This window comes from Streptomyces sp. NPDC048411, from assembly GCF_040704695.1.
Classification (GTDB): domain Bacteria; phylum Actinomycetota; class Actinomycetes; order Streptomycetales; family Streptomycetaceae; genus Streptomyces.
On record NZ_JBEZKL010000125.1, the window covers coordinates 1 to 21,354 of the forward strand.

Sequence of the window (21,354 nt, forward strand, 5' to 3'; positions counted from 1 at the left end):
GCGAGGTGATGAAGGCGACGTCCGGCCGCTGTCCGGCGATGGCCTCGCAGGCCGCTTCGTCCTGGACGAACCCGGCGCCGGGCTGCACCCGGCGGACAAGAAGCACCTCCTCGACATCGCCCTGGAGTTGCGCGAAGCCGGCAACACCGTCCTCCTCGTCGAACACGACCCCGAACTGATCGTCCGTGCCGACTGGATCGTCGATATGGGACCCGGCGCGGGCTGCCTCGGCGGCGAGGTCCTGGTCTCTGGTTCACCCGCCCTGGCCGCCGCCGACCCCGCCTCGGCCACTGGCCGCTACCTGGCCGGCAACGGGCCGCGGCTGCGCCGTACCCCCCGCCCGGTCCACGATGACGCCGACTGGGTGGAACTGCACGGCCTACGCGCCCACAACGCGGCCGCAGAGCTGCTGCGCCTCCCTGCCGGGCGGCTCACCTGCCTGACCGGGGTCAGCGGCAGCGGCAAGAGCAGCGTCCTGGGCGCACTCGCCGTGGGCGCGGCGGCCGCCCTCAAAGGCACGGCCGCCGACACCGTGCGCGCGGTGACCGGACTCGACGGATTCGGCTGGGTCGCCGTGGTCGACCAGGAACCCCTCGGGCGCACGCCGCGGTCCAACCCGGCCACGTACAGCAAGGCGTTCGACATCGTCCGCAAACTGTTCGCCGCCACCGACACGGCACGCGCGCGCGGCGTCGACGCCTCCTGGTTCAGCTTCAACGCCACCGGCGGCCGCTGCGAGACCTGCACCGGCTACGGGCGCAGGCTCGTCGACATGCACTTCCTCCCCGACATGTGGGTGGTGTGCGACACGTGCGACGGCCGGCGCTACGGGCCCGAGGCCCTGGAGGTCACCTACCTGGGGCTGACCGTCGATCAGGTGCTGGACCTGACCGTCGCCGAGGCCGGGGAGGTCTTCACCGAACCCCGGCAGCTCGCGGAGACCCTCGCTGCGCTCGACCGGGTCGGGCTCGGCTACCTCCGACTCGGCCAGAGCGCCACCGAGCTATCCGGCGGTGAGGCCCAGCGCCTCAAACTCGCGTCCGCGATCCAGCGCGGCGCGGCGAGCCGCAAGGCCGGCCTCGTCGTCCTCGACGAACCCGTCTCGGGCCTGCACCCGTCCGACATCCAGCGAGTTGTTGACGCGCTCGACGTGCTGCTCGACTCCGGCAACACCGTCGTCGTGGCCGAACACGACATCCCCGTCGCCGCGTCCGCGGACTGGGTGATCGACCTCGGACCGGGAGCCGGTCCCAACGGAGGCGCGGTGGTCGCGCAGGGCACCCCCGACACCGTCGCCGGCGCGGACACTCCCACCGCCGGATACCTCCGCCGGTACGCGGCCGGCCTGCCGCTCCTGGACGCCTCGGAGGACGCACGGCGCTGACGTACGGCGTGCCGGCGCGACCAGCAGGGTCGCAGGACGCTGCGGTGCCGTGCCGTCAGCCGTCAACTGCTGCCGAGTCGAACCGCCGGGTTATCCCTCCCCTGTGTCCCGTCGGGCTCGAGAAACGGCACAGACCAGCAGTGGGAGGTAGGTGGTCGGCCCGCGGACGTGGGGAGCACACGCGAGTAGTGTTCCGACGTGGATCTTCAGGGACTTTCCGGGCTGCAAGATCTGCACACTTTTCTACACCTCGGCGTAAGGGCGTGCAGATCATCAACACGCCTTCTTGATCTTGCTTTGGGTGGGGTTGGGAGCGAGGAACGTCGCGATGTCGGCTGGTGTGCGGAAGCGTGCGGTGGAGGCGGTGATGTGGTGGCCGTGCGCTTCCAGGAGCGGGCGGACTTCCTGGTTCGCGCGGCTGAGCTTGGCGTTTAAGTGCGCCACGAGCGCAGAGAGTGAGGTTTATGTAGGCAGACCCACTTGCTGCGGTGCTGTGCAGATGGTGAAGGTTTTGTGGCCCTTCGGCGTCGCCCTCGGGGGGAGGCGTCAAACCGCCTCAAGCTGCGTTGGCTGATTGTGTCCTGAACGAGAAAGGGAGTTGGTCGTAGGACAGCTTCTGGAATCGATGCTGTACGAGAGATGAGGGAAGGCCCTTCGAAGTCGCCTTGCGGAAGGAGACTTCAAACCGCCTCATGCCGCGTTAGCCGAAGACTGTCGTGGTGAGCGATGAGGAAAAAGGCGTCGTAAGAGGCGTCAGGTGGGGATCGGGAAGACGAGCGTAAGCGAATCGTTGCTGAAGCGTCGTAAAGCAGACAGATGGCATCGAAACCGGGGTCTTTAGCTAACTCCGGGATGATCCTGGCGGCCATCCGCTTACTGGCCAGGCGGTGTCCGGCGTGTAGACGACGTGAGCCCGGTCTGCCGCTCTCGTATGGAACAGGAGAAGGCGAGCCCCGATACTGCCCGCCCTTGAAGGGTGAGCGAGAGGGAGTGTCCCAAGTGGCGGACACCACAAGGGATCGAGTACCGATGCGAGGCGCGCTGGCGGACCGGTTCGTAGTAGTGCTGAAGCTCCTGTAATGGGAGTGGAGCGAAGGGGCCGGGTCGTCCGTGGCTGTGATGTCGAGTCAACCGGAAGTGCTCCGGGAGGAACGTGATGGACCGGCTGAAGTCGCAGGCCAAGCCGTTTGAGATTTTCAAGTGGGAGGTGATGGAGGCGTGGGATGAGGTGCGGGCGAACAAGGGCGCGCCGGGTGTGGACGGACAGTCGATCGAGGACTTCGAGAAGGATCTGAAGGGCAACCTCTACAAGATCTGGAACCGGATGTCCTCGGGGACCTACTTCCCGCCGCCGGTGCGTGCGGTGGAGATCGCCAAGCAGCACGGCGGTGGCACGAGGATGCTGGGCATCCCGTGTGTCGCGGACCGTGTTGCCCAGACCGTGGTGGCCAAACACCTGGTGAGACGGGCGGAACGTGTGTTCCACCCGGACTCGTACGGGTATCGGCCCGGACGGTCGGCTCTGGACGCGGTGGAACGCTGCCGGGAGCGATGCTGGAGAAAGGACTGGGTGATCGAGCTCGACATCCAGAAGTTCTTCGACACCGTCCGGTGGGACCTCGTGGTCAGGGCTGTGGAGGCGCACACCGATGCCGCCTGGGTCTTGCTCTATGTCAAGCGGTGGCTTCGCGCTCCGCTGAGCATGCCGGACGGCACCTTGGTTGAGCGGGACCGGGGAACCCCTCAGGGATCTTCGGTTTCGCCGGTGCTGGCGAACCTGTTCATGCATTATGCGTTCGATCTGTGGTTGGAACGGGAGTTCCCGGCTGTCCAGTTCGAGCGTTATGCGGATGACGCAGTGATCCACTGCGTCACCGAGCGCCAGGCCCGGCAGGTGCTGGAGGCGCTCGGAGACAGGATGGGTGAGGTCGGGCTGCGGCTGCATCCCGACAAGACCAGGATCGTGTACTGCCGGGACGACAAGCGGCGAGGTTCCTACGAGCACACGTCGTTCACGTTCCTGGGGTTCACGTTCCGCCAGCGCCCGGCGCGGGACGGGCAGGGGCGGCCGTTCTGGCCCTTCCTTCCCGCGATCAGCAAGGACGCCCAGAAGAAGATCAGCAAGGAGATCCGCTCCTGGCGGCTCCATCGCTGGACGAACCTCACGCTCACGGAGCTCGCGCGGCGGATTAATCCGATCGTGGCGGGCTGGATGCAGTACTACGGCCGGTACTACCGATCGGCCATGCGTCCGCTTCTGACGCGCATCAACGCCTACTTGGTGCGATGGCTCCAAGCGAAGTACGAACGGTTGGGTGCACAGATGAAGGCCATCAAGGCCCTGCAAGGGGCGGCTCAGCGCCACCCCCGGCTGTTCGCGCACTGGAGGTGGACCCCCACCTCGGCCTGGGGACCAGGATGACAAGAGCGGAGTGACGGGAGACTGTCACGCTCCGTTCTGTGGGAGCCGGAGGGTGCGATCCCCTCCGGCCACCCGACCGGGCCACCCGACCCGCGCCGGTTCACTCGACCCACTGATCTCGTGTTCTTCGAGGGACAGCAGGACGGCCGTTCTTCACGCTTCGAGGTGTCGAGCAACGTCGCGTGAAGGAACGGCCGCTGGTGAAGAGTCTCGCTCCTGCAGGTCCCGCCGACGCCGCACTGGGCGTCCTGTCCCACTTTCGTGTCGAGTTCTACGACTGCCTGTACAGCCGCGCAGACGCGCTCTTCGAGCTCACCGACGCGGTGCTGTGCGCGGACGGGCCGGTGAAAACCCTGGTCGAGCTCTCCTTGGCGGTCGAGCACCGGCGCGGGCACGGTGCGCTGTACGCGGCGCTGGACCGTGGCTGGCCGGAGCCGACACGGTTGCGCCGCGCGCTGGCGGGCCTGCCGCTGCCGAAGGCGGCCGACGGGCGGATCGTGCTCGCCGTCGGGCCGGAGGCCAGGCAAGCCGAAGGGTTCCCCGGGTGGCGCGCTGCTTCAGGCCATGGTGTTTGTGCTTGCCGGAGTAGTTCTTCCGGTTCTGTGTCCCGGTGCGCCGCCGGGTGCGGATCAGCGAGCCGTCCAGGAGGACCACCCCGCCACCCGTGCGGGTGATCTTCTTCAGGGCGCGGTCCAGGCGCGGGGCGCGAGCGGCCAGTAGGCCGACGACTTCCCTGACCCACCGGTCACGGTGGTGCGGTGTATCCCGTTGCCGCCGGCCAGGTCGGCCGGCCGCTGATCACAGCGCAGCACCGCGAGCACGATGGCGGCGTTCTTCCCCGGGGGCAGGGCCCGCCACCGCGAGCCGATCTTCTTCAAGCGGCCGCGTATCAGGTCGGCGAGCCAGTTCAGGGTCGCACTCGACAGCGGCAGGCGGGCGGTGTAGACAAGGCCGTCAGGGCCCCCGGTGAGACCGTTGTTTTTCTTCACACCAAACTCAACTGCCGCCGGGGGCCCGCAGGTTACGGTCATCAGGCACCCGTCGGCGGCGCGGCTACGAGCGTGCGGTGAACTTCCCGTCGGGGCGTTTGTGCAGCCAGCCGCGGTCGGCGAGCTTGGTCATCTTCGCGCGCAACGGTTCCAGCTTGCCGCGCACCGTCACCTGAAGGCCCAGCTCCTCGCCCACCGCCCTGACCTGGACCGGGCCCTCGGCGGCCCGCACGATTGCCAGGATCTCGCGGTAGTCGGCGGGCAGGGCGGACTCGTCGGGAGTCTCGCCGCGGTGCGGGATCAGCAGAACCGCCCGCCCTGCCACCTGGGCGGGCGGTGGCGACGGTCGCGGTGGCCTCCTTGGCGGCCTGGTCCTGCTCGGCCAGCCGGTTCAGGACCCGCTCGGCGATCACAAGCTCCTCCCTCTCGGCCTGGACCTCCTGCAGTTGCTTGGCCAACTCCGCAGCGAACGTGTCCAGTTCACTCCGACGAGCCGTGATCTGCTCCAGCTCCCGCATCCCCACACCCTCCCACGCTCTCCCGGCGTACCGGCCCGGTGACGGATCGTAGGAGCGGTACCGCAGCAAGCGCAGCAGAACCCGAGAACGGCCCCGAACGACATGTCAGACGATCTTCGCCGTGGACACCGGCCGACGACCAGCACGAGTAGCTCTCCTGACCCTCACACCAGACCCGTGACCAGCAACTTCACGATGCACACCACTCATTGAGGGCCATCTCGACCCGGCCGACGCCTCGGCCGTGGATCTGTCTGGGGAAATGAGCGGCAGAGTGTGCCTGCTATGGTGCGCCGATGTCAGTGATCAAGAGGTTCCAAGTCACCTTTGACTGCGCAGAGCCTGAGCGCCTCGCTCGTTTCTGGTGCGAGGTGTTGGGGTATGTCATACCGTCGCCACCGGAGGGGTTCGCCACCTGGGACGATTTCAACCGCACCCTGCCTCCTGTGAAGCAGGGTGCATGGTTCGCCTGCAGTGATCCCTCGGGCGTGGGCCCGCGCCTGTACTTCCAGCGCGTCCCCGAAGGCAAGATCGTCAAGAATCGGGTGCATCTCGACGTCCGGGTCGGCACCGGGCTCGTGGGGGACGAGCGCCTCGCCACGCTCGAAGCTGAGTGCGCACGACTGGTTGCGCTCGGCGCCACCCACGTGCAAACGCTGTATGCCGATGAGGAAAACGAGTCGTGCATCCCAATGCTGGACATCGAGGGCAACGAATTCTGTATCGACTGAGCAATCTCCGGGCCGGGGAGGCGGGGAGCCGCCTCCCCTGGGCCTCTCTGGTCTCGTATGCGGCGGGAGTTACCCCGTGAGGGCGAGGTTGTGCGGCCGGGCGATGCCGAGCATCGCGGTGTGAACGCCGTCGCCTTTCAGGCGGCAGTCACGAAGGATCTTCCATGCCTTCATCCGCGCGAAGGTGTGCTTGACGCGGGCCCGGACCTTGCGGTGGGAGGTGTTGTGCTCCTCTTTCCAGGCCGGCAGTTCGGTCTGGCCGCGTTCACGGCGGTGCGGGATGAGCAGGCCAGTGCCCCGATTGCCGCCGTCCGCGATGACCGTGGCCCGGCCGACGGCAGCCGGCGGGCGGGCCGGCGTCAGCGGACCCAGGGCCCCGGGAGGTCCACCGGTGGATCATCCTTTTCGATCTCGGCCAGGAGGATCGCTCAGAAGGCGCAGTCCTGATTCTCATGGCGGAAGACCAGAACGCCGCCCAAAGCGGCGCCGACGTAGAGCCCTGTCGCCGGGATCAGGGGGTCCTGCTGCTGAGTCAGGTCTTGTCGGCGCCCGAACAGCGCGTACCCCTCGCGTAGGGCAGCCGGGAGTTCGAAGCCCAGCTCGGCTTCGATGGCCGCCAACTTGTCGTCGCTGCAGCCGTCAGCTGACTCCAGCGGGGGCCCATCCATGTGTCGGCGAACCAGCGCGCGAAGTCCCGGGCGTGCGCGCGAGTGCGTACCCCGCCTCGCAGCGCCACCGAGATATCATGACCGTCCAGCATGCCGAGGACGCTACCGCCTTCGACCCCGTGGTGAAGCCCACAGCTTGACCCACCCACGACATGAGATGTCTTCGACTGTTCGGCAACCGTATGATCCCGCGTGGGCCCTAGGGTGCCGTCGACGATCAGCATGGCGTCCTTACGGAACCGCTGACGGGGCTGAAGCGCAAGCGACGGTCCGAGGTGGCCGATGATGCGGTTGGCGGCCGACTTCGACACCCTCGGCCTGCTGTTGGGCGTGATGGTCACCAGCGCCGATGTCGGCGGCCGTACCGCCGCGAAGGTCCTGCTCGCGCGGGTGCGCGAGGCGCACCACCGCCTCGCTTTGGTCTGGGCCGATGGCGGCTACACCGGCAGTCTCGTCGAGCACTGCCTGGCCGCCCTCGGCCTGGTGCTGGGAATCGTCAAACGCAGCGACGACATGCGTGGCTTCGTGGTGCTGCCCAAGCGGTGGATCGTCGAGCGTCCCTTTGCCCATCTGATGCGCACTCGCCGCCTGGTCCGCGACGTCGAGCGCCGCACCACCAGCGCCGAGGCGATGGTCTACTGGTCGATGACCATGGTCATGAGCCGCCGCCTGGCGGGTTCACGCCCAGCGCGGGCGTGAACCGGCCCGCAGCCGGCTCGGCCAGCCAGCCCCGCGCCACCAGGCGCTCCGCCTTCGACCGCAGCGCCTCCGCCCGCGCCGGCACCACGTTCATGCCGAACTGTGCGGCCATCTCCTGGCAGGCCACCGGCCCCTGTACGAGCCGGGCCCGATCGGCCCCCACCTGCAGGATGCGCTGGTATGTCTCGGTGACCGCACGTTGTCCGACTGCCACGCCCAGACGGCGCTGTTCTTGAATCTCAAGGGCGGGATGTTGGCCGCGTCCAGGACTTGTCCGGCCGATCATGTTGCTGGTCAGGGTGCGACATCAGCTCGGCCGGTCTCGGTGGTCGCGACGCGTTGGAGTGTGGCGGTGAGGTGGGTGAGGTCCTGGCCGCTGAAGTGGTCGACGAGGTGTCGTCGCACGCTGACCAGAAACGCCGGCCAGGCCTGTTCGAGGCGGGCGAGGCCGGTGTCGGTCAGAGCGGCGTTCCATCCACGCCCGTCCTGGGCGCACTTGGTGCGCTCGACCCAGCCCTGCTTCTCCAGCCGGGTGACGACGCGGGTCATGCCGCTGAGGGAAATGCTGCAGGCGGCGGCGAGCTCGCTCATCCGCATCGCTTTCCCGGGCGTCTCGGACAGGTGCATCAGGGGCGTGTACTCGGAGAGCGGAAGCCCGGCTTCGCGCACGATGTCGGCGTCGACCGCGCGTGGCAGTGCCAGCATGACGCGGCTCAGCTCACGGACGAACGCCTCCTCGCTCGGGGTCAGGGGTTGCAATGGCTGCTGGTCGGAGGGCATTTCCTCACTTTAACTCCTTGACGGGTCAAGGAGCTGCGAGGAGTGCGGGCCGATCCCGCCCCTGCGCCCCCACAGACGTACCTCTACTGACACGCCTTCACCAAGTACTTGACGCGACAAGCAGTTCTCCGGTGTACTTCACCCGTCAAGCACTTACTTGACGTGGCAAGCACTTGTCGGGCCGCCCGGCAAGAGAACGTGGAGGACCACGATGACCAAGATCGGCATCATCCTCGGAAGCACCCGCCCCGGACGGAACGGCGAGGCCGTCGCCCGCTGGGTGCACGAGAGCGCAGTCCGGCGCACCGACGCCGAGTTCGAACTCGTCGACCTGGCGGACCACAAGCTCCCGCTGCTCGACGAGGCCTACCCCCCGTCGATGGGCCAGTACGCCCAGCCGCACACCCAGGCCTGGGCGGAGAAGATCGGGTCCTTCGACGGCTACGTGATCGTCACCCCCGAGTACAACCGCTCGGTGCCCGGCGCGCTGAAGAACGCCATCGATTTCCTCTACGCCGAGTGGACCAACAAGGCCGTCGGCTTCGTCAGCTACGGCGCGACCGGCGGCACCCGGGCCGTGGAGCACCTTCGTCTCATCGCCGGCGAACTCCAGATGGCCGACGTGCGCTCCCAGGTCGCCCTCTCCCTCTTCAACGACTTCGAGAACTTCAGCGCCTTCAAGCCCATCGACGCCCAGCACGATGCCCTCACCACCACCCTCGACCAGGTCATCGCCTGGACCAACGCCCTCGCCCCGCTGCGCACCCACTGACCCCGCGCCCCCGACAACTCGTCCACCAGGAGCTCGCATGACCGCCAAGAAGCCCACCGAGGCCGCACCTGTCCCCGCCCCCGGCCGGCGCCGGATTATCGGCACCCTCACCGGCCTCGGCGCCGCCGCGGCCCTCAGCGCGACGGCCACTCCGGCCGAGGCGCAGAACCAGCGCTCATCCGACGCCGCGTCGCGCTCGCGCCTTTCGCCGCGCCAGGTCGCCGCGGCGTTCTACGCCAGCTACAACGGCGACCTGGCCGCCGGCTTCGAGCGGTACATCTCCAAGGACCTCGTGCTCCACGGGTTCGACGGCCCCAACGAGCGCTCGGCCTGGGTCGCGGGCGACCTCGAACTGAAGGCGTCGCTCACCGGCTACCGCCTGGACGTGTTCGACCAGATCGCGGAGGGCACCAAGGTGGTCACCCGCTGGAGCCTCGGCGGCGTCCACACAGGGACAATCCTGGGCATCCCCCCGTCCGGCCGAGAGGTCCACCTCAGTGGCATCTCCGTCGACCGCGTCGTGGGCGGCCAGTCCGTCGAGCACTGGTCGGAGGGAAACTTCGGCCGCTTCCTGGAGATCCTGCGCGGCGAGAACGCCTGACACACCGTCACCGTCACCCTGACCACGACTGGCACGGAACATCCACGACGACACCACCGGGAGGCAGCACATGAAGAAGTCCATGAGCCGACGCGGACTGGTCGGTGGCGCGCTCGCTGGGGGCGCCCTCGCCCTCACGACCACGGCCCCGGCCTCCGCCACGAGCAGCAGTACGAAACGCATCGTGCGGGAGTTCTACGAGAGCTACCGCCTGCGGGACCTGCCGGCGTCCTGGGAGCGCTACATCCACCCGGACGTCGTGATGCACGTCCCCGGGTTCGACCGGCAGTCCTGGCTGGAGATGGACAGCAAGCTGATCGCGGCGTTCGACGACCTCGCCATCACGGTCTTCGACCAGCTTGCCGAGGGCGACAAGGTGGCGACCCGCTGGCTGTTGGGCGGACACCACACGGGCCGCTTCCTCGACTACCCGCCGACCGGACGCTACGCGTCCTTCACCGCGACCACAGTCGACCGGATTGAGGACGGAATGATCATCGACCACTGGTCGGACGCCGACTTCACGGCGTTCCTCCAGAAGTTGGCCGGATAGATCCGCCACGGTGCTCTGCTGGCAGCAAAGCGCGATCCATCAAGATCAGGCAGACGCCGGCGGCGACGCCGACTGTCACCACAATCAAAGTGCTTCTCACGCCGCTGACACGCAGCTTGAGCCAGGCCGGCCGCGCCATCGCCGCGGCGGCGGTCGACCTCAAGGGAGAGGACTGGCGGCTTGACGGGCACGGGATCAAGGCCAGCGGCTTCGACAAGTCCTTCGCCGACATCGAGATCCGCACTGTCAATCCCCCGGAAACGTAGAGGCCTTCCTTATGCGGCTTGGCCCTTCTGATGGTGGTTCTCGCGTGCTTCGCTGATGGTGCGTTCGAACTCGATGGGCGGCGGGGGATATCGAGGCGGTCGCAGCCACGCTCAACAGTCGCCCCCGCAAGAGCCTCGGTTGGAAGACACCCGCCGAAGCCCTCAACGACTATCTACTATCGATCAAATAAGCCGGTGTTGCATCCACTGGTTGAACCTGTGGTGCAGTCCATGGGACGAGTTGGATCAGCCCTGGACAACGCCGCTGCCGAGTCCTTCAACTCGCTGATCAAGGTCGAGTACATCCACCGGCACCACTTCGCCACCCGCACCGAGGCCCGGCTGAAGATCGCCACCTGGATCACGGACTTCTACAACCCACGCCGCCGACACAGCGGGGCCGCCGGCCTGCCGCCCATCGAGTTCGAACGCACCATCAGCGAAGCACGCGAGAACCACCATCAGAAGGGCCAAGCCGCATAAGGAAGGCCTCTACGTTTCCGGGGGATTGACACTCATCCAGCACTCCGAGACGTTGATCACCTGGGCCGCGATCACCCTCATGACCAGACGCCTTGCGCGGAAGGGATCTACCCCCAGCCGGCCGAGGAAACCGGCGCCGCCCGACGGCTGACCGCCCGCCCTGCTCCTCCTCAGCACTCGCCATGGGGTACCCACCACGTACCCCAGGTCACGATCCTGGCCGGAGCCAAGTACATCGCCCATTCGGAATGGATTCGCAGGACAGCGGCTTCCTTCGGGAAGCCGCTGTCCTGCTTCCGGGCTCATCTGTCGTAGACCCAGTAGACGAAGAACATGGCGATGGCGAAGCCCAGGATCATGCGCGTGATCATGTACCTCGCCGCGCCCAAGATCATGTGCGCAAGTACGCGCCACACAGCAACCCCCTCACATGGCCGGCTGAGAGCCTACTGCCGGTCGGGGTTCACCTGGGGACCGGCTAGGACAAGGTTGACCGGCCGCCGTGCGTGAGGATGTCGGTCCTGCCCGGAGATCGACATCACATCATCCGATCCGAGGGCGCGCTCCGCAGGTCAGGAAGCTTCACGCTACCGCTGCCCCATGCGACGTCCAGCAAGTTTTTCGCACTGCTCTGAGAAGGGATCAGGAAGAGCCACTCAGGCTCTCAACTTGTCATGCAGGCATTAGAAACAGCTTCTAAATGCTCAGGTGGTGAACTGGGCACAGATGTACGACTGCTACGGGGACGTCGATCGCGTCCCCGAGCTCCTGGCGCGGGCCGAGCGCGAGGACGACGCAGAGGCGTGGGATGAGTTGGGTTACCGGCTGGTCCTCGAGTGCGACTTGGTGTTTCCCGCCAGTTTTGCCGCACTGCCGCGTCTGGTGTGTCTAGCGTCGCGGAGCGCGCGGGCGCGCGGGCTGGCTGGGGCGATTGTCCAGCGCGCGGCAGGGGGCCACGGCTGCGACGACCTGCTGGCGGGCTGTACCGAAGCGATCGCGGAGTTCCGTGAGCTGCTGGATCGGCGCCTGCGGTCGCGGCCGGACGACTACCTCACGACATTCCGCGACTTGATCGCGGTCGAAGGGCACTACCACTGGAGTGCCGTCCTGGGGGACTTCTCGGACGACTTTTACCAGGTCGCCTGCCCTCACTGCGCTGTGGAGGTGACGATCGCCATCGGCGGTTGCGGACGCTATTCAGCGATCCGGGACTGGAACCTGGGCGACGTGGACCGACGCGACCTGAGGCCGGCGTCCCCCGAGGGGCTCTCCGGCATCGGTCGTTGGATGCATGAGATCGCCGTCCGCGATGGGGAAGTTGTGCTCGCCGACGGAATCACCCATCTCTTCGGTCAGGCGGAATGCCCACGCTGTGCCAGCGTCTTCAACATCGCGGATGAGTACGCGTCTTCCAATTGCCCTCTCATGTGAGCGGTGTATTGGGGGCGAGCGACTCTGTCTCAGGTGCAGAGCCACAGCCGGATCGAGGCGACCGCGACAGTGCCCTGGAATACGTAGGCCCGTTTGTCGTAGCGGGTCGGTGCGCCACGAGGCGCCATGGAATCGAGTGAGGTGAGAGACCTTCACCGCCGGGTTGTCGCAGCAATCCGTTTGAAGCTGGGGGCAGTTCGGCTCAGGGGATGCCGAGTCGGGCGGTAAGCAGCCCCGACAACGTCGGGACGGGCTGGCACTGCCAGACGGTCCGGGTCCGGCTAGCGAGACGGGAAGGTGTACGCGAGGAATCCGCGGGTCTGCTGGGCGGCGTCGTACACAGGCTGTCTTGGCACTGCAGTCCTGTTTACCGAGGTTGAGCTTTCCCCGCGTAGTTCGCAGGCGGGCAAGCCCCCGTTGCTATACGGGCGGGCTAGCGGCCCCGCCACCGTTACTGGTGCAGCGGTCGGGGGCGAGGGTGATGGCCATCCATGGCACGGCGACCTGCCGGAAACTGTGTCCGACAGGCTCGAGCCCGTGCTGCTCAATGAGGCTGAAGCTCGTCACCATGATCACTACTGAGTTGTCTGCGACGGAGACGAGGTGAGTCCCGCAGCGCGGGCAGAAGCCGCGGTGCAGGGTCGGCCAGGTCGCAAACCAGGTCGGCTCACCGCCAGGGCCGGTCCACGTCAGCTCCTCCCTGCGGAACCCGACCCACGCCATCGCCGGCGAGCCGGAAATAAGCGTGCAGTGCTCACAGGAGCACAGGTGGGGGTCGTCCGGGGCGCCGGTCACCTTGTACGTGATGTTTCCGCACTGGCATCGGCCCGTTCGTACCTCGGGTGTGGAGGTTGGTCTGGTCATCGAGCATCTCCCATGATGCAGACGAGGGCTGGAGCATCAGTGTGATGCCGGGCTGTGAGGACCGTGCTGGTGTTTGAGGTTCCAGGCTCTGTGGGCGGGAATATGTTCACTCCTCATGGTGAACAGCCCCGGCTCGTGGCGACCTGCTTGTTGACGATGAGTGCGGCCGGCGCAGTCGAGCTCCGAGCGCACCGACGCCCATCCGACGGGATCGAGCATGAAGGTCTGGTGAAGTCTCCCGCCCCACGGGATCACGTTCCCGCAGGTCGAGGGCGGGGTTGCATGGCCGGATGCTCAGCGAAGCGAAGATCGGCCCGAGGGGCTGGCCGTACTACTGCAACGGCGTGTTGGTCGGCGACGGCCACCGTCCTGCGGGCACGCCGTTGCGCGCCGCCCAGGACGAAGCTGGTGTCCCGGCCGGGTTCTGGACGGGACGGGGACTTGCCGCGGTCGGCCTGGTCGCCGGGGACGTGGTGACCGAACGACAAGCCCAGCTGCTCCTGGGGGAGGGACGGCACCCGGACGCCGACCGGATCGAGCGCGAGCGCCTGGAGGCGGGCGACGATCCGGCGAAGGCGCGGCGGGCGACGGTGCTGGGCAGGCCCATCGAGCACAACCAGTCACCGGAGACCGAGAAGGCCAAGGAGCGCTCGCCCTGGCTGGCCATGGACCTGGTGTTCCGGGCACCGCCGACGGCACAGATCGCGTGGGCGCTGCTCGGTGAGGAGTACCGCCTGGTGCTGGAGCTGTGGCAGGACATCGCCCGGGACAAGACGCTGGCGTGGTTTGAGGAGTCGGTCGCGGAGATCCGCTGGGGGAGCGGCGGCAAGCACCGCGCCCCGATCCGGGACGGGCTGATCGTCGCGGTGTTCCGGCACTACGAGTCCAGGGCTGGGAAGCCGCTACTCCATGACCACGCGGTGGTGTCGATCCGTGCCCGGCGGCCGGACGACAAGGGGACGTGGGGGAACCTGTCGGCGGACTCGATGCTGGGGCACATCGTCGCGGCCGGCACCCTGTACTCCCTCTACTTCATGGAGGAGGTGTCTGCCCGGCTCGGGTGGGCGTGGGAGCCGCGCGAGGTGACGCCCGGCCGACGGCCGGTCATGGAGATCGCCGGGATCGACCAGCGGCTCATCGGCTGGCAGTCGACTCGCCGCCAGCAGATCGCCGACGCGCTGTCCGTCCTCGTGGCCGACTACCAAGAGCGGCAGGGGTACCCGCCGGGGGAGCTGGCCACCTACGCGCTGGACCGGCAGGCCGCCGACCAGACCCGCCCGCACAAGCGCAAGGAGCCGCGGTCGCTGTCCGAGCTGCGCGCCGGCTGGCGGGCCTCGGCTACCCGGGCGTACGGCGCCTCCACCGTTGCCCGGTTGGGGGAGCGCGCCCGGGCGGCGGCCGCAGCGATCTGGGCGCGGGTGTGCCCGGTCCTCGACATCGCCTTGGCCGCCGTCGACACCGTCGCCGTGGTGTACGTGATGTGCGGGGCGTTCAAGCGCTGGCACCTGCTTGCCGAAGCCCGACGCCACCTCGCCTACGTCCTGCGGGGCCGACCCCACCAGCCCGGCCTGGACGAACAGATCGTGCAAGCGGTCGTCGACGACTACACCCGCCCGGCCGGTCGCCGGATGATGGCCGCCGACCTGCGCGCCCTGTATCCGCGCGACACCGAGGACCAGGCCGTGCTGCGCCCGCTGACCCGCATGCGGACCGCGTCCCCGTACGAGCGAGCACGCCTCGCCGCCGGCGCACTGACCGCCCGGGTCCGCGCAGTACGCCGCGGGGACCGCCTGAACTCCCGCACCCGGCCGCACACCGTCGCCGTGCCCGCCACCCCGAAGCACCTGCGGCCGTCCCGCCCGGACCGGAAGGCCAGCCCCGGCCGGGAGCGGACGACCGACGTCGCCACAGTGGAGCAGACTGGCAGGACGGTCGAGGCTGCCGCCGCCAAGATGGCCGCCAAGCTCCAGGACGGCATCCGGGACCGCGCCGTCGCCCGCGGCCCCCGACCCCAACCCGCCCCGGCGACGGCCCCGCCGCCGCCCCAGCAGCCCGCCACCCAGCACACACCGAGCCGGACCACAGGAGGAGTCGCGTGAGCACCCCGGAAGAACAACCCAGCCTTGAGGACGCGCTCGCCCGCGCCCGCGCAGCCTCCAAGGAGATGGCCGCCGCGCTCGATGAGCCCTTGGCGTGGGAGCCGATCTGGAAGCGGCCCCGGAAGCCGAAGAGCGACCGGGAGAAGAAGGCGGAGCTCCGCAAGCAACGGCGACGGCACCAGGACGCCGGACGCCGTCGCTTCGTCACCGGGCAGTCGCGCCGGCCCCGGTCCCGGCAGAACCGGATCGGCAACGCTGCCGCGCGCCGCGATGCCCGTGCTCTGTCCCGGGTGCGGCACTCCAACGCCTGGCTGTGGTGACGATGCCGGGCATCGTCCACCGAGTGGAGCGCGTGATGTTCTGCATCCAGTGCACGATGCCCGGTATCGGGTGGAACCCACGGAGTGGACTCCACCCGATGGGTTCCACCGAGTGGACTCCACCGAGTGGACTCCATCCCAGTGGGCACCGGGGTGGCGATGGACACCACTCTGGCGCCCACTGCGATGTCCGCTGCACCCGGTGCGCACCATCCGACGATGGACGCCACTCTCGCGCACGGGTGCACCGCACGCGATGTCTCGCACCGCACCGGTGCGCGCTGCCCGCCCCCTTGACCAGGCGCGGCCGCATTCCCCCCTTGACCAGGTTCGCCACCCGGCCTGTTTCCCCTTGACACAGCACGCTCCGGCCGCCGATCAGGTCGCGGTCAAGGGGGCGCGTGATAGAGGACCCCGCCACCGTGCGCCGCGCACCTGGTGCGGTGGCGCGCATCGTGATGACCGGTGCGGGCACCGCCCGGCGGTGGTGCGCACCACCGCCGACCTCGATGCGCACTACATGATGGACAGGCGCACCGGATGTGCACCGGCCGGTGCGGGGTGGGCATCGAGGGCCTGGCCCACTCCGACCGCCTCCAGCTGGCACAGGACATCGGCGACGTCCTCGTGGTCCTCGGTGAGGAACTGCACGGCGAAGTCGATGACGGCACGGGCGATGCCCTCCGCCGCGTTCGGCCCGGCCTGTACCCAGGACCGCAGGGAGGTCACCAGGACCCGCCCGAGGGCCTCCAGGGCGAAGGGTCTCCGCGCACGGCTCTCCCGCCTCCGGGCCGGGCAGGGCGGTGACGGGGCCGACGATCCGCTCGGCGACGGCGACGAGCAGCTCGGGTATCCGCGACTCGGCGTCGGCGAACGCGCGGGCGGCTTCGACGTCACTGGCCTGGACGGCCCGGAGGTAGCTGAACGCGCTGATCGCCGCGTCCGGGGTCATCGGGGTGAGCGGCATGGTGGTGTCGGGCATGACGGCTTCTCATGTACGGGCCACCGCGCGGATCGCGGCGGCCTAGGGGCCCGATGCTGGGGGCACGGCCCTGTGGACAGATTCCGCGCACCGGCGGTGAGCAGCCGTCTCCCGGCCGCGAATCGGGGCCGCAAGGGCCAAACCGGGTCCCCTTGTCCAGCGTGGTCGGTCAGACCACGAGCCCGACCATGACCCCCTGTCCACCTCTGCTACCGCCCTGACCGTTGCCGTGTTTCTCCTTGACCAGGCCACGGTTAGACCGCGGACAAGGGGCGTCCGTGCACGCTGCTCCTTCGCCCCGACGGCCCCGGCCGGGGCAGCGAAGGAGACGCGACGATGACGAGCACCCACCCGGGGGCCGGGCAGCGGCACCGCATGGGCCGATCGCACCCGAAGGCCGGCCCGCGGCGGGTAAGCCCAAGGGGACTCCCTGGGCACCCCCTTCGAAGGACACTTGGGAACCCCCTCGGGTGCCCGGCACCCGAGGCCGGAGAGAAACCCCTTGTCAGGCCCGTAATCGGCGCGAAAACCGCGCCGTCACAACCCTCTTCTCTCCTCTACATGTCCGTAGTGGAGGAGATCATCGGGTTCCGGGGGGCCCGGACGCCCTCCCAGGCCGGGCGCGGCCAGCGGCGGCAGCAGCGGTGGCGGTCGGCTGGTGGCCGGTCGCGAGCAACGAGGGAGCAGAGCTGATGGCGGGGAAGCGGAAGAACAACCCGGCGGGGTCGACGAACAGCTACCGCGGCGACGTGCTGCGCGTGCTCGGAGCACTGAAGGTCGCGACAACAGATCAGATCCAGCGGATCGGCGCTCCACACCTGATCTTCCGTCACGCCGACAAGCCGACCCCGTCGAAGCAGAAGCAGGCCCGCACCGCCTCGCACACCGCCGCACTCTCCGACATGCGCAAGCACGGCCTGTCCGAGAACGGCGGCTCCACCGAGACGGGCGACTCCCTGCGCAACCTGACCCCCAAGGGCCTGGCAGCCGCCTCCTACGAGCTGCGGCGCCCGGTGACGGAGATGGGCTCCACCGCACGCGGTGCGGGCTCCAGCGGGGCCTCCCACCCGATGGCCGTCAACGTGACCGTGATCGCACTGCTGCGCCCGAAGCCGAACCTCGCCAAGCTCGCCGACGACCCGCCCCACGTTCAGGCCGCCGCCCAGGCCGCCGTCGACGCAACGGACGGCATCGGCACCATCGCCTCGTACTGGACCGAGGTCCCGCTGCCCGCCACCGGCACCTGGAACGCGCCCGGCAAGGGCGGCGCCCAGGCCGACCTCGTGCTCACCGCCCCGCAGGACGGAGTGCCGCTGCTGTTCATCGAGGTCGACAACTGCCACGAGACCGCCGAGGAGCTCGCGGCGAAGCTGGAGAAGTACGCCCGCTTCTTCAAGCGGAAGGTGAAGGACAGCGACGGTAAGGAGCGGCCGATGTGGCGCACCCGCTGGACACCTCCCGCCGACCCGGGCGCGGAGCAGCCGCACCCGCCGGTGCTGCTGGTGTTCAACCGGATCGGCGAGCGCAACCCCAACCGCACCATCCCGCGCCTGATGGAGCTCACCCGGCACCTGTGGCAGGGGGAGCGGGACGAGGTCGGCCATCACGTCTACAACCGCAAGGTCCCGATCATCGCGACCGGGCTGAACCAGCTGCGCGAGCACGGCCCGGCCGGGCCGGTCTTCGTCCGCTTCGGGCGCAGCGGCCCGCAGAGCCTGCTGGAGGCGATCGGCAACCCCCGCCTCGACGCTGCCCTCACCCGCGCCCGCCAGGAGCGCCGGGCCCGGCAGGAGAGGTACCAGGCGCAGGTACGGCAGGCGGACCAGGAGCGGGCCGCGAAGCAAGAGGCCGAGCGCGAGGCCCGTCGCCCGGTCTGCGCCGGCTGCGGGGCAAGGTTCACCGACGAACGCTGGGAGGCGACGCAGACGACGGACTGGAGCACGCCGACGGACACCCACCCGCGTCTGTGCGACGGCTGCAAGCACGCGGCCGTCGCCGCCGCCCGAGAGGCCGACAGGCAGGAGCGCCCGGAGCCGCTTCCCGAGTGGGCGAAGGGGACGCCCTTCCTGCGCTACGCCCGTCGCCCCCGCTGCACCGAGTGCGGGGCGGCGTTCACCGACGAGCGGTGGCAGGCGGTGGAGCGCACCGGCTGGGACGCCCTTCCCCCGGAGGCCCGTCCGACCCTGTGCGGGGACTGCGACCGGCGGGAGAGCACCGAAGTGGAGCAGGCCTGGGCGACCGGGCCCCAGCACCAGGAGCAGACCTTGCCCGAACAGAAGGCGGAGAGCCGCTGGTTCTCCCGCTTCCGCAGGTGACCCGGGCAAGCCCCTGTTGGCGGCGTGGGCAAGCCTCCCGTCCGGGAGGCTTGCCCGGCGTGGTGGCAATCAGGGGTAGCAACGGAGGTTGCCTTACAACTTGTCTTACAAGTCGACGACGCTGTCCACCGCGCCCACGCGCAGCGGGACCCGTACGCGGACAACGCCACCGCCCTGATCGCCCGCATCACCTGACCGGCTGTTGAGGCACGCCCGGCTTCGGCCGGCCGACGACGAGGCCGGGCAGGATGACCCTGCCCGGCCCCGGTGCGGCTGGTCAGTGCGCGACCAGGTTGTTCAGCCACGCCGTGCAGCCACCGAAAGCGGTGCCACCGGCAAGGACAGCTCCCGGCTGCGACTTGCTGACGAAGAAGGTAAGCGCACCGGCACCGATGCCCACGCACACCGCGATGAAGAGGATCAGCACAGTGCGCTGCGGCAGGAAGGCCGGCCTTCTGCCGGAGTCCGGCTCGGGCGTTCTGGGCGGGTGAGGCCGAGCGGGCACCGGGCTGGACGGTTGGACGGGGGCGGGATCGTTGTCCCGGGTCATGAGGTTGCTCCCTTGAGCGTGGGATTCGAGGACAGCGAACACCTGTGGGGTGTCGTCCGCGTGGGTAGGGGGTGCCTCGCGGTAGGCGGTCCTTCGGCTCTCTGCGTGAGAGCGTCCCTGTGTGGCGTGAGCCCAGCCCAAGGGTGGCTGCTGCTGCATCTCCAGCGTAGCGCCGGTCGGCTCGTTCACTGCCCCGGATGCCTGGTGGGTGGTCATGGGAATGTCCTCCAACGTGAGTTCGTTTGAGCGAGCGGGACGGTGACAGGTCGCGGGTGCTTACGTCTCGGCCTGAATCGGGAGGGGCTTCTTCACCCCCTGCGGTCGTCTGGAAGCCCCCGGACAGCAGCGGCCGGGAAGGAATTTCCCGAGGGCATGACGAAGGCCCGGACCACCCGGCCCGGGCCTTTCCACTGCTCATAGACCTGTTAGATCGCCGAACGCCTCACAGACACCCGGCGACGGCGAACCGCCCGGCGCGGCCCGGCCGCGAAGCCCACGACCCGACCGCCCCCTGGTGCACTGCCCGCACCGGTACTGGACCGGAAGGGATTCCCCGCGGGCTCCGCCACCCGCCCCGGCCGCTCACCGGCTGAGGCGGATGCGTGGCCCCCACGCGAACTCGAGGTCGTCCAGGAAGACGTCGTCCTCACCCGCCTTCTCCCACCGACTGCGCAGAAGGAACGGGGCGCTCTCCATCCGCTCGATGATGGGCAGGGCCTCGGGCTGACCGACCAGGAAGTACCGGCCGTGCACGGCGGGCGCGCTGCCCGGCCCGTAGCCACGCAGCATCTCCTCCAAGCGCCCGCGATACTGTTCGGCGAACTCCTGAAGCCGCTGGGCGTACCCCTCCCGCTCGTTCTCGCGTACGGCGCCCAGGACCACGAACGCGAGTTCCTCCGACGCATCGGGGATGAGGAAGTGCTCCGGACCGGTCAGGGCCCACGTGCACCGACGCGCCACCTCCAAGACCTCCTACACCTGGGGCACCGGAGCCGACGCCGTCGCCGTTCCCCCCGGAGCCACGACGCCGGGCTGCCGAGCGTGAGAGGGCCGGGGGCGGCGGCCTGATCAGCCAGTCGCAGCACCGGTGGCGACTGCGCGTACGCCCTCGTCCCAGCCGTCCTCGAAGCGCTCCTCGACCCCGTCGGGCGGGAGTACCAGGAGCCGGTGCGTAGTGGGGCAGAGCAGCAGAGCTTCCAGGGTTCGTCTCGCCGCCCCGTCTGCACCGAGTGCGGTGCCACGTTCACCGACGAACGGTGGAAGGCGACCGAGCGCGTCGGCTGGGGCACGTCCCCAGAGCCCAACCCGACCCTGTGCGGGGACTGCGACCGTCGGTTTGTCATCGACCTTCGACAAGCCTGGTCGGACGAGCAGCGGCATCAAGAGCAGTACCAGGCCGTGCCCGAGCAGAAGGCCGGCGGTTGGCGCTCGCGCTTCCGCATCTGACCCAGGCCACCCCCAATGAGCAGGAGGGGCAGCGCCGGTCCGGGTGTGCGGGTCAGGATTCGGGTCAGACGTACAGCGTTGAGCACCAGGAGGACGACATCGGTCCGCAGCCGCTCCGGCCGCAGCGGCCGTGAGGACCGGTTCTCGTCCAGGGCTGTTCGGAGGCTGATCAGCGTGGATTCCTGGGGGTGGACGACCGACCCGCTTCAGCGGGCCAGGTGGTTCACCCCCGCCCTCCAGACCTCGGGGCGGGGAGCGGGGCAGGAACGGGATGACCCTGTGTCGGAGAATTGCTCCGCCGGACCGCCGGCCGGGGGCTAGTTGTACTGACCCGTGAGGTTGGGGACGCGGCTTGCGGGTGGTTGGCCCTTGAGCGCGGTGTGTCCGCGGTGGTGATTGTAGGTGTGCAGCCAGGCGGGGTATGCCTCGCGTCGCTCGGCTTCGCTCCGGTAGGGCTGTGCGTAGGCCCATTCGTCGAGGA

Annotated in this window: 23 protein-coding genes and 6 pseudogenes; 16 read left to right on the forward strand and 13 right to left on the reverse strand. The window is 68.9% G+C overall.

What is annotated here, in order from left to right; genetic code table 11:
• Positions 1-1,384, forward strand: a pseudogene (locus AB0915_RS30945) (excinuclease ABC subunit UvrA); the annotation flags it as partial.
• A gap of 273 nt (positions 1,385-1,657) precedes the next feature.
• On the opposite strand, the gene AB0915_RS30950 reads toward AB0915_RS30945, so the two are convergent.
• Positions 1,658-1,828 carry a hypothetical protein gene (locus AB0915_RS30950; RefSeq protein WP_366694237.1) on the reverse strand — a complete coding sequence of 57 codons (171 nt, stop codon included), beginning with the start codon at positions 1,826-1,828 and terminating at the stop codon, positions 1,658-1,660.
• A gap of 712 nt (positions 1,829-2,540) precedes the next feature.
• On the opposite strand from AB0915_RS30950, the gene ltrA reads away from it, so the two are divergent.
• Positions 2,541-3,806 carry a group II intron reverse transcriptase/maturase gene (gene ltrA, locus AB0915_RS30955; RefSeq protein ID WP_366694238.1) on the forward strand — a complete coding sequence of 422 codons (1,266 nt, stop codon included), beginning with the start codon at positions 2,541-2,543 and terminating at the stop codon, positions 3,804-3,806.
• Positions 3,807-4,045: 239 nt separating this feature from the next.
• Positions 4,046-4,315 (forward strand): annotated as a pseudogene (locus AB0915_RS30960) (transposase); the annotation flags it as partial.
• Positions 4,316-4,486: 171 nt separating this feature from the next.
• Here AB0915_RS30960 and AB0915_RS30965 read toward each other — a convergent pair.
• Positions 4,487-4,795 carry a hypothetical protein gene (locus AB0915_RS30965; RefSeq protein ID WP_366694239.1) on the reverse strand — a complete coding sequence of 103 codons (309 nt, stop codon included), beginning with the start codon at positions 4,793-4,795 and terminating at the stop codon, positions 4,487-4,489.
• Positions 4,796-4,859: 64 nt separating this feature from the next.
• Positions 4,860-5,120: a hypothetical protein gene (locus tag AB0915_RS30970; RefSeq protein ID WP_366694240.1), complete on the reverse strand. Its 261-nt coding sequence runs from the start codon at positions 5,118-5,120 to the stop codon at positions 4,860-4,862.
• Between the two features lie 489 nt (positions 5,121-5,609).
• On the opposite strand from AB0915_RS30970, the gene AB0915_RS30975 reads away from it, so the two are divergent.
• The gene (locus tag AB0915_RS30975) at positions 5,610-6,044 is read left to right on the forward strand and encodes a VOC family protein (RefSeq protein WP_366694241.1); all 435 of its coding nucleotides are present in this window, start codon (positions 5,610-5,612) and stop codon (positions 6,042-6,044) included.
• A 69-nt stretch (positions 6,045-6,113) separates the two neighbouring features.
• On the opposite strand, the pseudogene AB0915_RS30980 reads toward AB0915_RS30975, so the two are convergent.
• The 3 genes and pseudogenes from AB0915_RS30980 to AB0915_RS30990 form a co-directional block, all read right to left on the reverse strand.
• Positions 6,114-6,386: pseudogene (locus AB0915_RS30980) on the reverse strand (transposase family protein); the annotation flags it as partial.
• A gap of 86 nt (positions 6,387-6,472) precedes the next feature.
• Positions 6,473-6,712: a hypothetical protein gene (locus AB0915_RS30985; protein ID WP_366694259.1), complete on the reverse strand. Its 240-nt coding sequence runs from the start codon at positions 6,710-6,712 to the stop codon at positions 6,473-6,475.
• A 161-nt stretch (positions 6,713-6,873) separates the two neighbouring features.
• Positions 6,874-7,023: pseudogene (locus tag AB0915_RS30990) on the reverse strand (IS5/IS1182 family transposase); the annotation flags it as partial.
• 22 nt (positions 7,024-7,045) lie between these two features.
• Here AB0915_RS30990 and AB0915_RS30995 point away from each other — a divergent pair.
• The gene (locus tag AB0915_RS30995) at positions 7,046-7,411 is read left to right on the forward strand and encodes a transposase (protein ID WP_366694257.1); all 366 of its coding nucleotides are present in this window, start codon (positions 7,046-7,048) and stop codon (positions 7,409-7,411) included.
• Here AB0915_RS30995 and AB0915_RS31000 read toward each other — a convergent pair.
• Positions 7,368-7,604 (reverse strand): annotated as a pseudogene (locus tag AB0915_RS31000) (hypothetical protein); the annotation flags it as partial. The gene AB0915_RS30995 and the pseudogene AB0915_RS31000 overlap by 44 nt on opposite strands.
• A 101-nt stretch (positions 7,605-7,705) precedes the next feature.
• Positions 7,706-8,191 carry a MarR family winged helix-turn-helix transcriptional regulator gene (locus tag AB0915_RS31005; protein WP_366694242.1) on the reverse strand — a complete coding sequence of 162 codons (486 nt, stop codon included), beginning with the start codon at positions 8,189-8,191 and terminating at the stop codon, positions 7,706-7,708.
• Positions 8,192-8,402: 211 nt separating this feature from the next.
• Here AB0915_RS31005 and AB0915_RS31010 point away from each other — a divergent pair, with 211 nt between their 5' ends.
• From AB0915_RS31010 to AB0915_RS31040, 7 genes and pseudogenes are all read left to right on the forward strand, one after another.
• The gene (locus AB0915_RS31010) at positions 8,403-8,963 is read left to right on the forward strand and encodes an NAD(P)H-dependent oxidoreductase (protein WP_366694243.1); all 561 of its coding nucleotides are present in this window, start codon (positions 8,403-8,405) and stop codon (positions 8,961-8,963) included.
• Between the two features lie 37 nt (positions 8,964-9,000).
• Positions 9,001-9,564, forward strand: a complete 564-nt coding sequence (locus AB0915_RS31015) for an ester cyclase (protein WP_366694244.1) — start codon at positions 9,001-9,003, stop codon at positions 9,562-9,564.
• Positions 9,565-9,634: 70 nt separating this feature from the next.
• Positions 9,635-10,117, forward strand: a complete 483-nt coding sequence (locus AB0915_RS31020) for an ester cyclase (protein ID WP_366694245.1) — start codon at positions 9,635-9,637, stop codon at positions 10,115-10,117.
• 89 nt (positions 10,118-10,206) lie between these two features.
• Entirely contained in the window at positions 10,207-10,383 is a 177-nt protein-coding gene (locus AB0915_RS31025) for a hypothetical protein (protein WP_366694246.1), read from the forward strand.
• 231 nt (positions 10,384-10,614) lie between these two features.
• A complete protein-coding gene (locus AB0915_RS31030) occupies positions 10,615-10,866 on the forward strand; it encodes an integrase core domain-containing protein (protein ID WP_366694247.1) in 252 nt (83 codons plus the stop codon).
• 31 nt (positions 10,867-10,897) lie between these two features.
• Positions 10,898-11,042, forward strand: a pseudogene (locus AB0915_RS31035) (IS5/IS1182 family transposase); the annotation flags it as partial.
• A gap of 535 nt (positions 11,043-11,577) precedes the next feature.
• Positions 11,578-12,297 (forward strand): hypothetical protein, encoded by a 720-nt coding sequence (locus AB0915_RS31040; protein WP_366694248.1) that lies wholly within the window; start codon positions 11,578-11,580, stop codon positions 12,295-12,297.
• A 420-nt stretch (positions 12,298-12,717) separates the two neighbouring features.
• On the opposite strand, the gene AB0915_RS31045 is transcribed toward AB0915_RS31040, so the two are convergent.
• Positions 12,718-13,161 carry a GFA family protein gene (locus AB0915_RS31045; protein WP_366694249.1) on the reverse strand — a complete coding sequence of 148 codons (444 nt, stop codon included), beginning with the start codon at positions 13,159-13,161 and terminating at the stop codon, positions 12,718-12,720.
• A gap of 290 nt (positions 13,162-13,451) precedes the next feature.
• On the opposite strand from AB0915_RS31045, the gene mobF reads away from it, so the two are divergent.
• On the forward strand, positions 13,452-15,260 hold the full coding sequence (gene mobF, locus AB0915_RS31050; protein WP_366694250.1) for a MobF family relaxase: 1,809 nt from the start codon (positions 13,452-13,454) through the stop codon (positions 15,258-15,260).
• Positions 15,257-15,580: a hypothetical protein gene (locus AB0915_RS31055; protein ID WP_366694251.1), complete on the forward strand. Its 324-nt coding sequence runs from the start codon at positions 15,257-15,259 to the stop codon at positions 15,578-15,580. The genes mobF and AB0915_RS31055 overlap by 4 nt, the downstream gene beginning before the upstream one ends.
• A gap of 516 nt (positions 15,581-16,096) precedes the next feature.
• Here the strand turns inward: AB0915_RS31055 and AB0915_RS31060 are convergent.
• A complete protein-coding gene (locus tag AB0915_RS31060) occupies positions 16,097-16,309 on the reverse strand; it encodes a hypothetical protein (protein WP_366694252.1) in 213 nt (70 codons plus the stop codon).
• A gap of 945 nt (positions 16,310-17,254) precedes the next feature.
• Between AB0915_RS31060 and AB0915_RS31065 the strand changes: the two genes are divergently transcribed.
• The gene (locus AB0915_RS31065; RefSeq protein ID WP_366694253.1) at positions 17,255-18,877 is read left to right on the forward strand and encodes a replication-relaxation family protein; all 1,623 of its coding nucleotides are present in this window, start codon (positions 17,255-17,257) and stop codon (positions 18,875-18,877) included.
• A gap of 277 nt (positions 18,878-19,154) precedes the next feature.
• Here AB0915_RS31065 and AB0915_RS31070 read toward each other — a convergent pair whose 3' ends face one another.
• Both AB0915_RS31070 and AB0915_RS31075 read right to left on the reverse strand, forming a co-directional pair.
• Positions 19,155-19,427, reverse strand: coding sequence for a hypothetical protein (locus tag AB0915_RS31070; RefSeq protein WP_366694254.1), 273 nt, complete (start codon positions 19,425-19,427; stop codon positions 19,155-19,157).
• Between the two features lie 582 nt (positions 19,428-20,009).
• Positions 20,010-20,387, reverse strand: a complete 378-nt coding sequence (locus AB0915_RS31075; protein ID WP_366694255.1) for a hypothetical protein — start codon at positions 20,385-20,387, stop codon at positions 20,010-20,012.
• Positions 20,388-20,594: 207 nt separating this feature from the next.
• Between AB0915_RS31075 and AB0915_RS31080 the strand changes: the two genes are divergently transcribed.
• Positions 20,595-20,873: a hypothetical protein gene (locus tag AB0915_RS31080; protein WP_366694256.1), complete on the forward strand. Its 279-nt coding sequence runs from the start codon at positions 20,595-20,597 to the stop codon at positions 20,871-20,873.
• A 317-nt stretch (positions 20,874-21,190) separates the two neighbouring features.
• Here AB0915_RS31080 and AB0915_RS31085 read toward each other — a convergent pair.
• Positions 21,191-21,354 (reverse strand): integrase core domain-containing protein (locus AB0915_RS31085; RefSeq protein WP_366694258.1); only part of this gene is annotated, 164 nt, incomplete at its 5' end.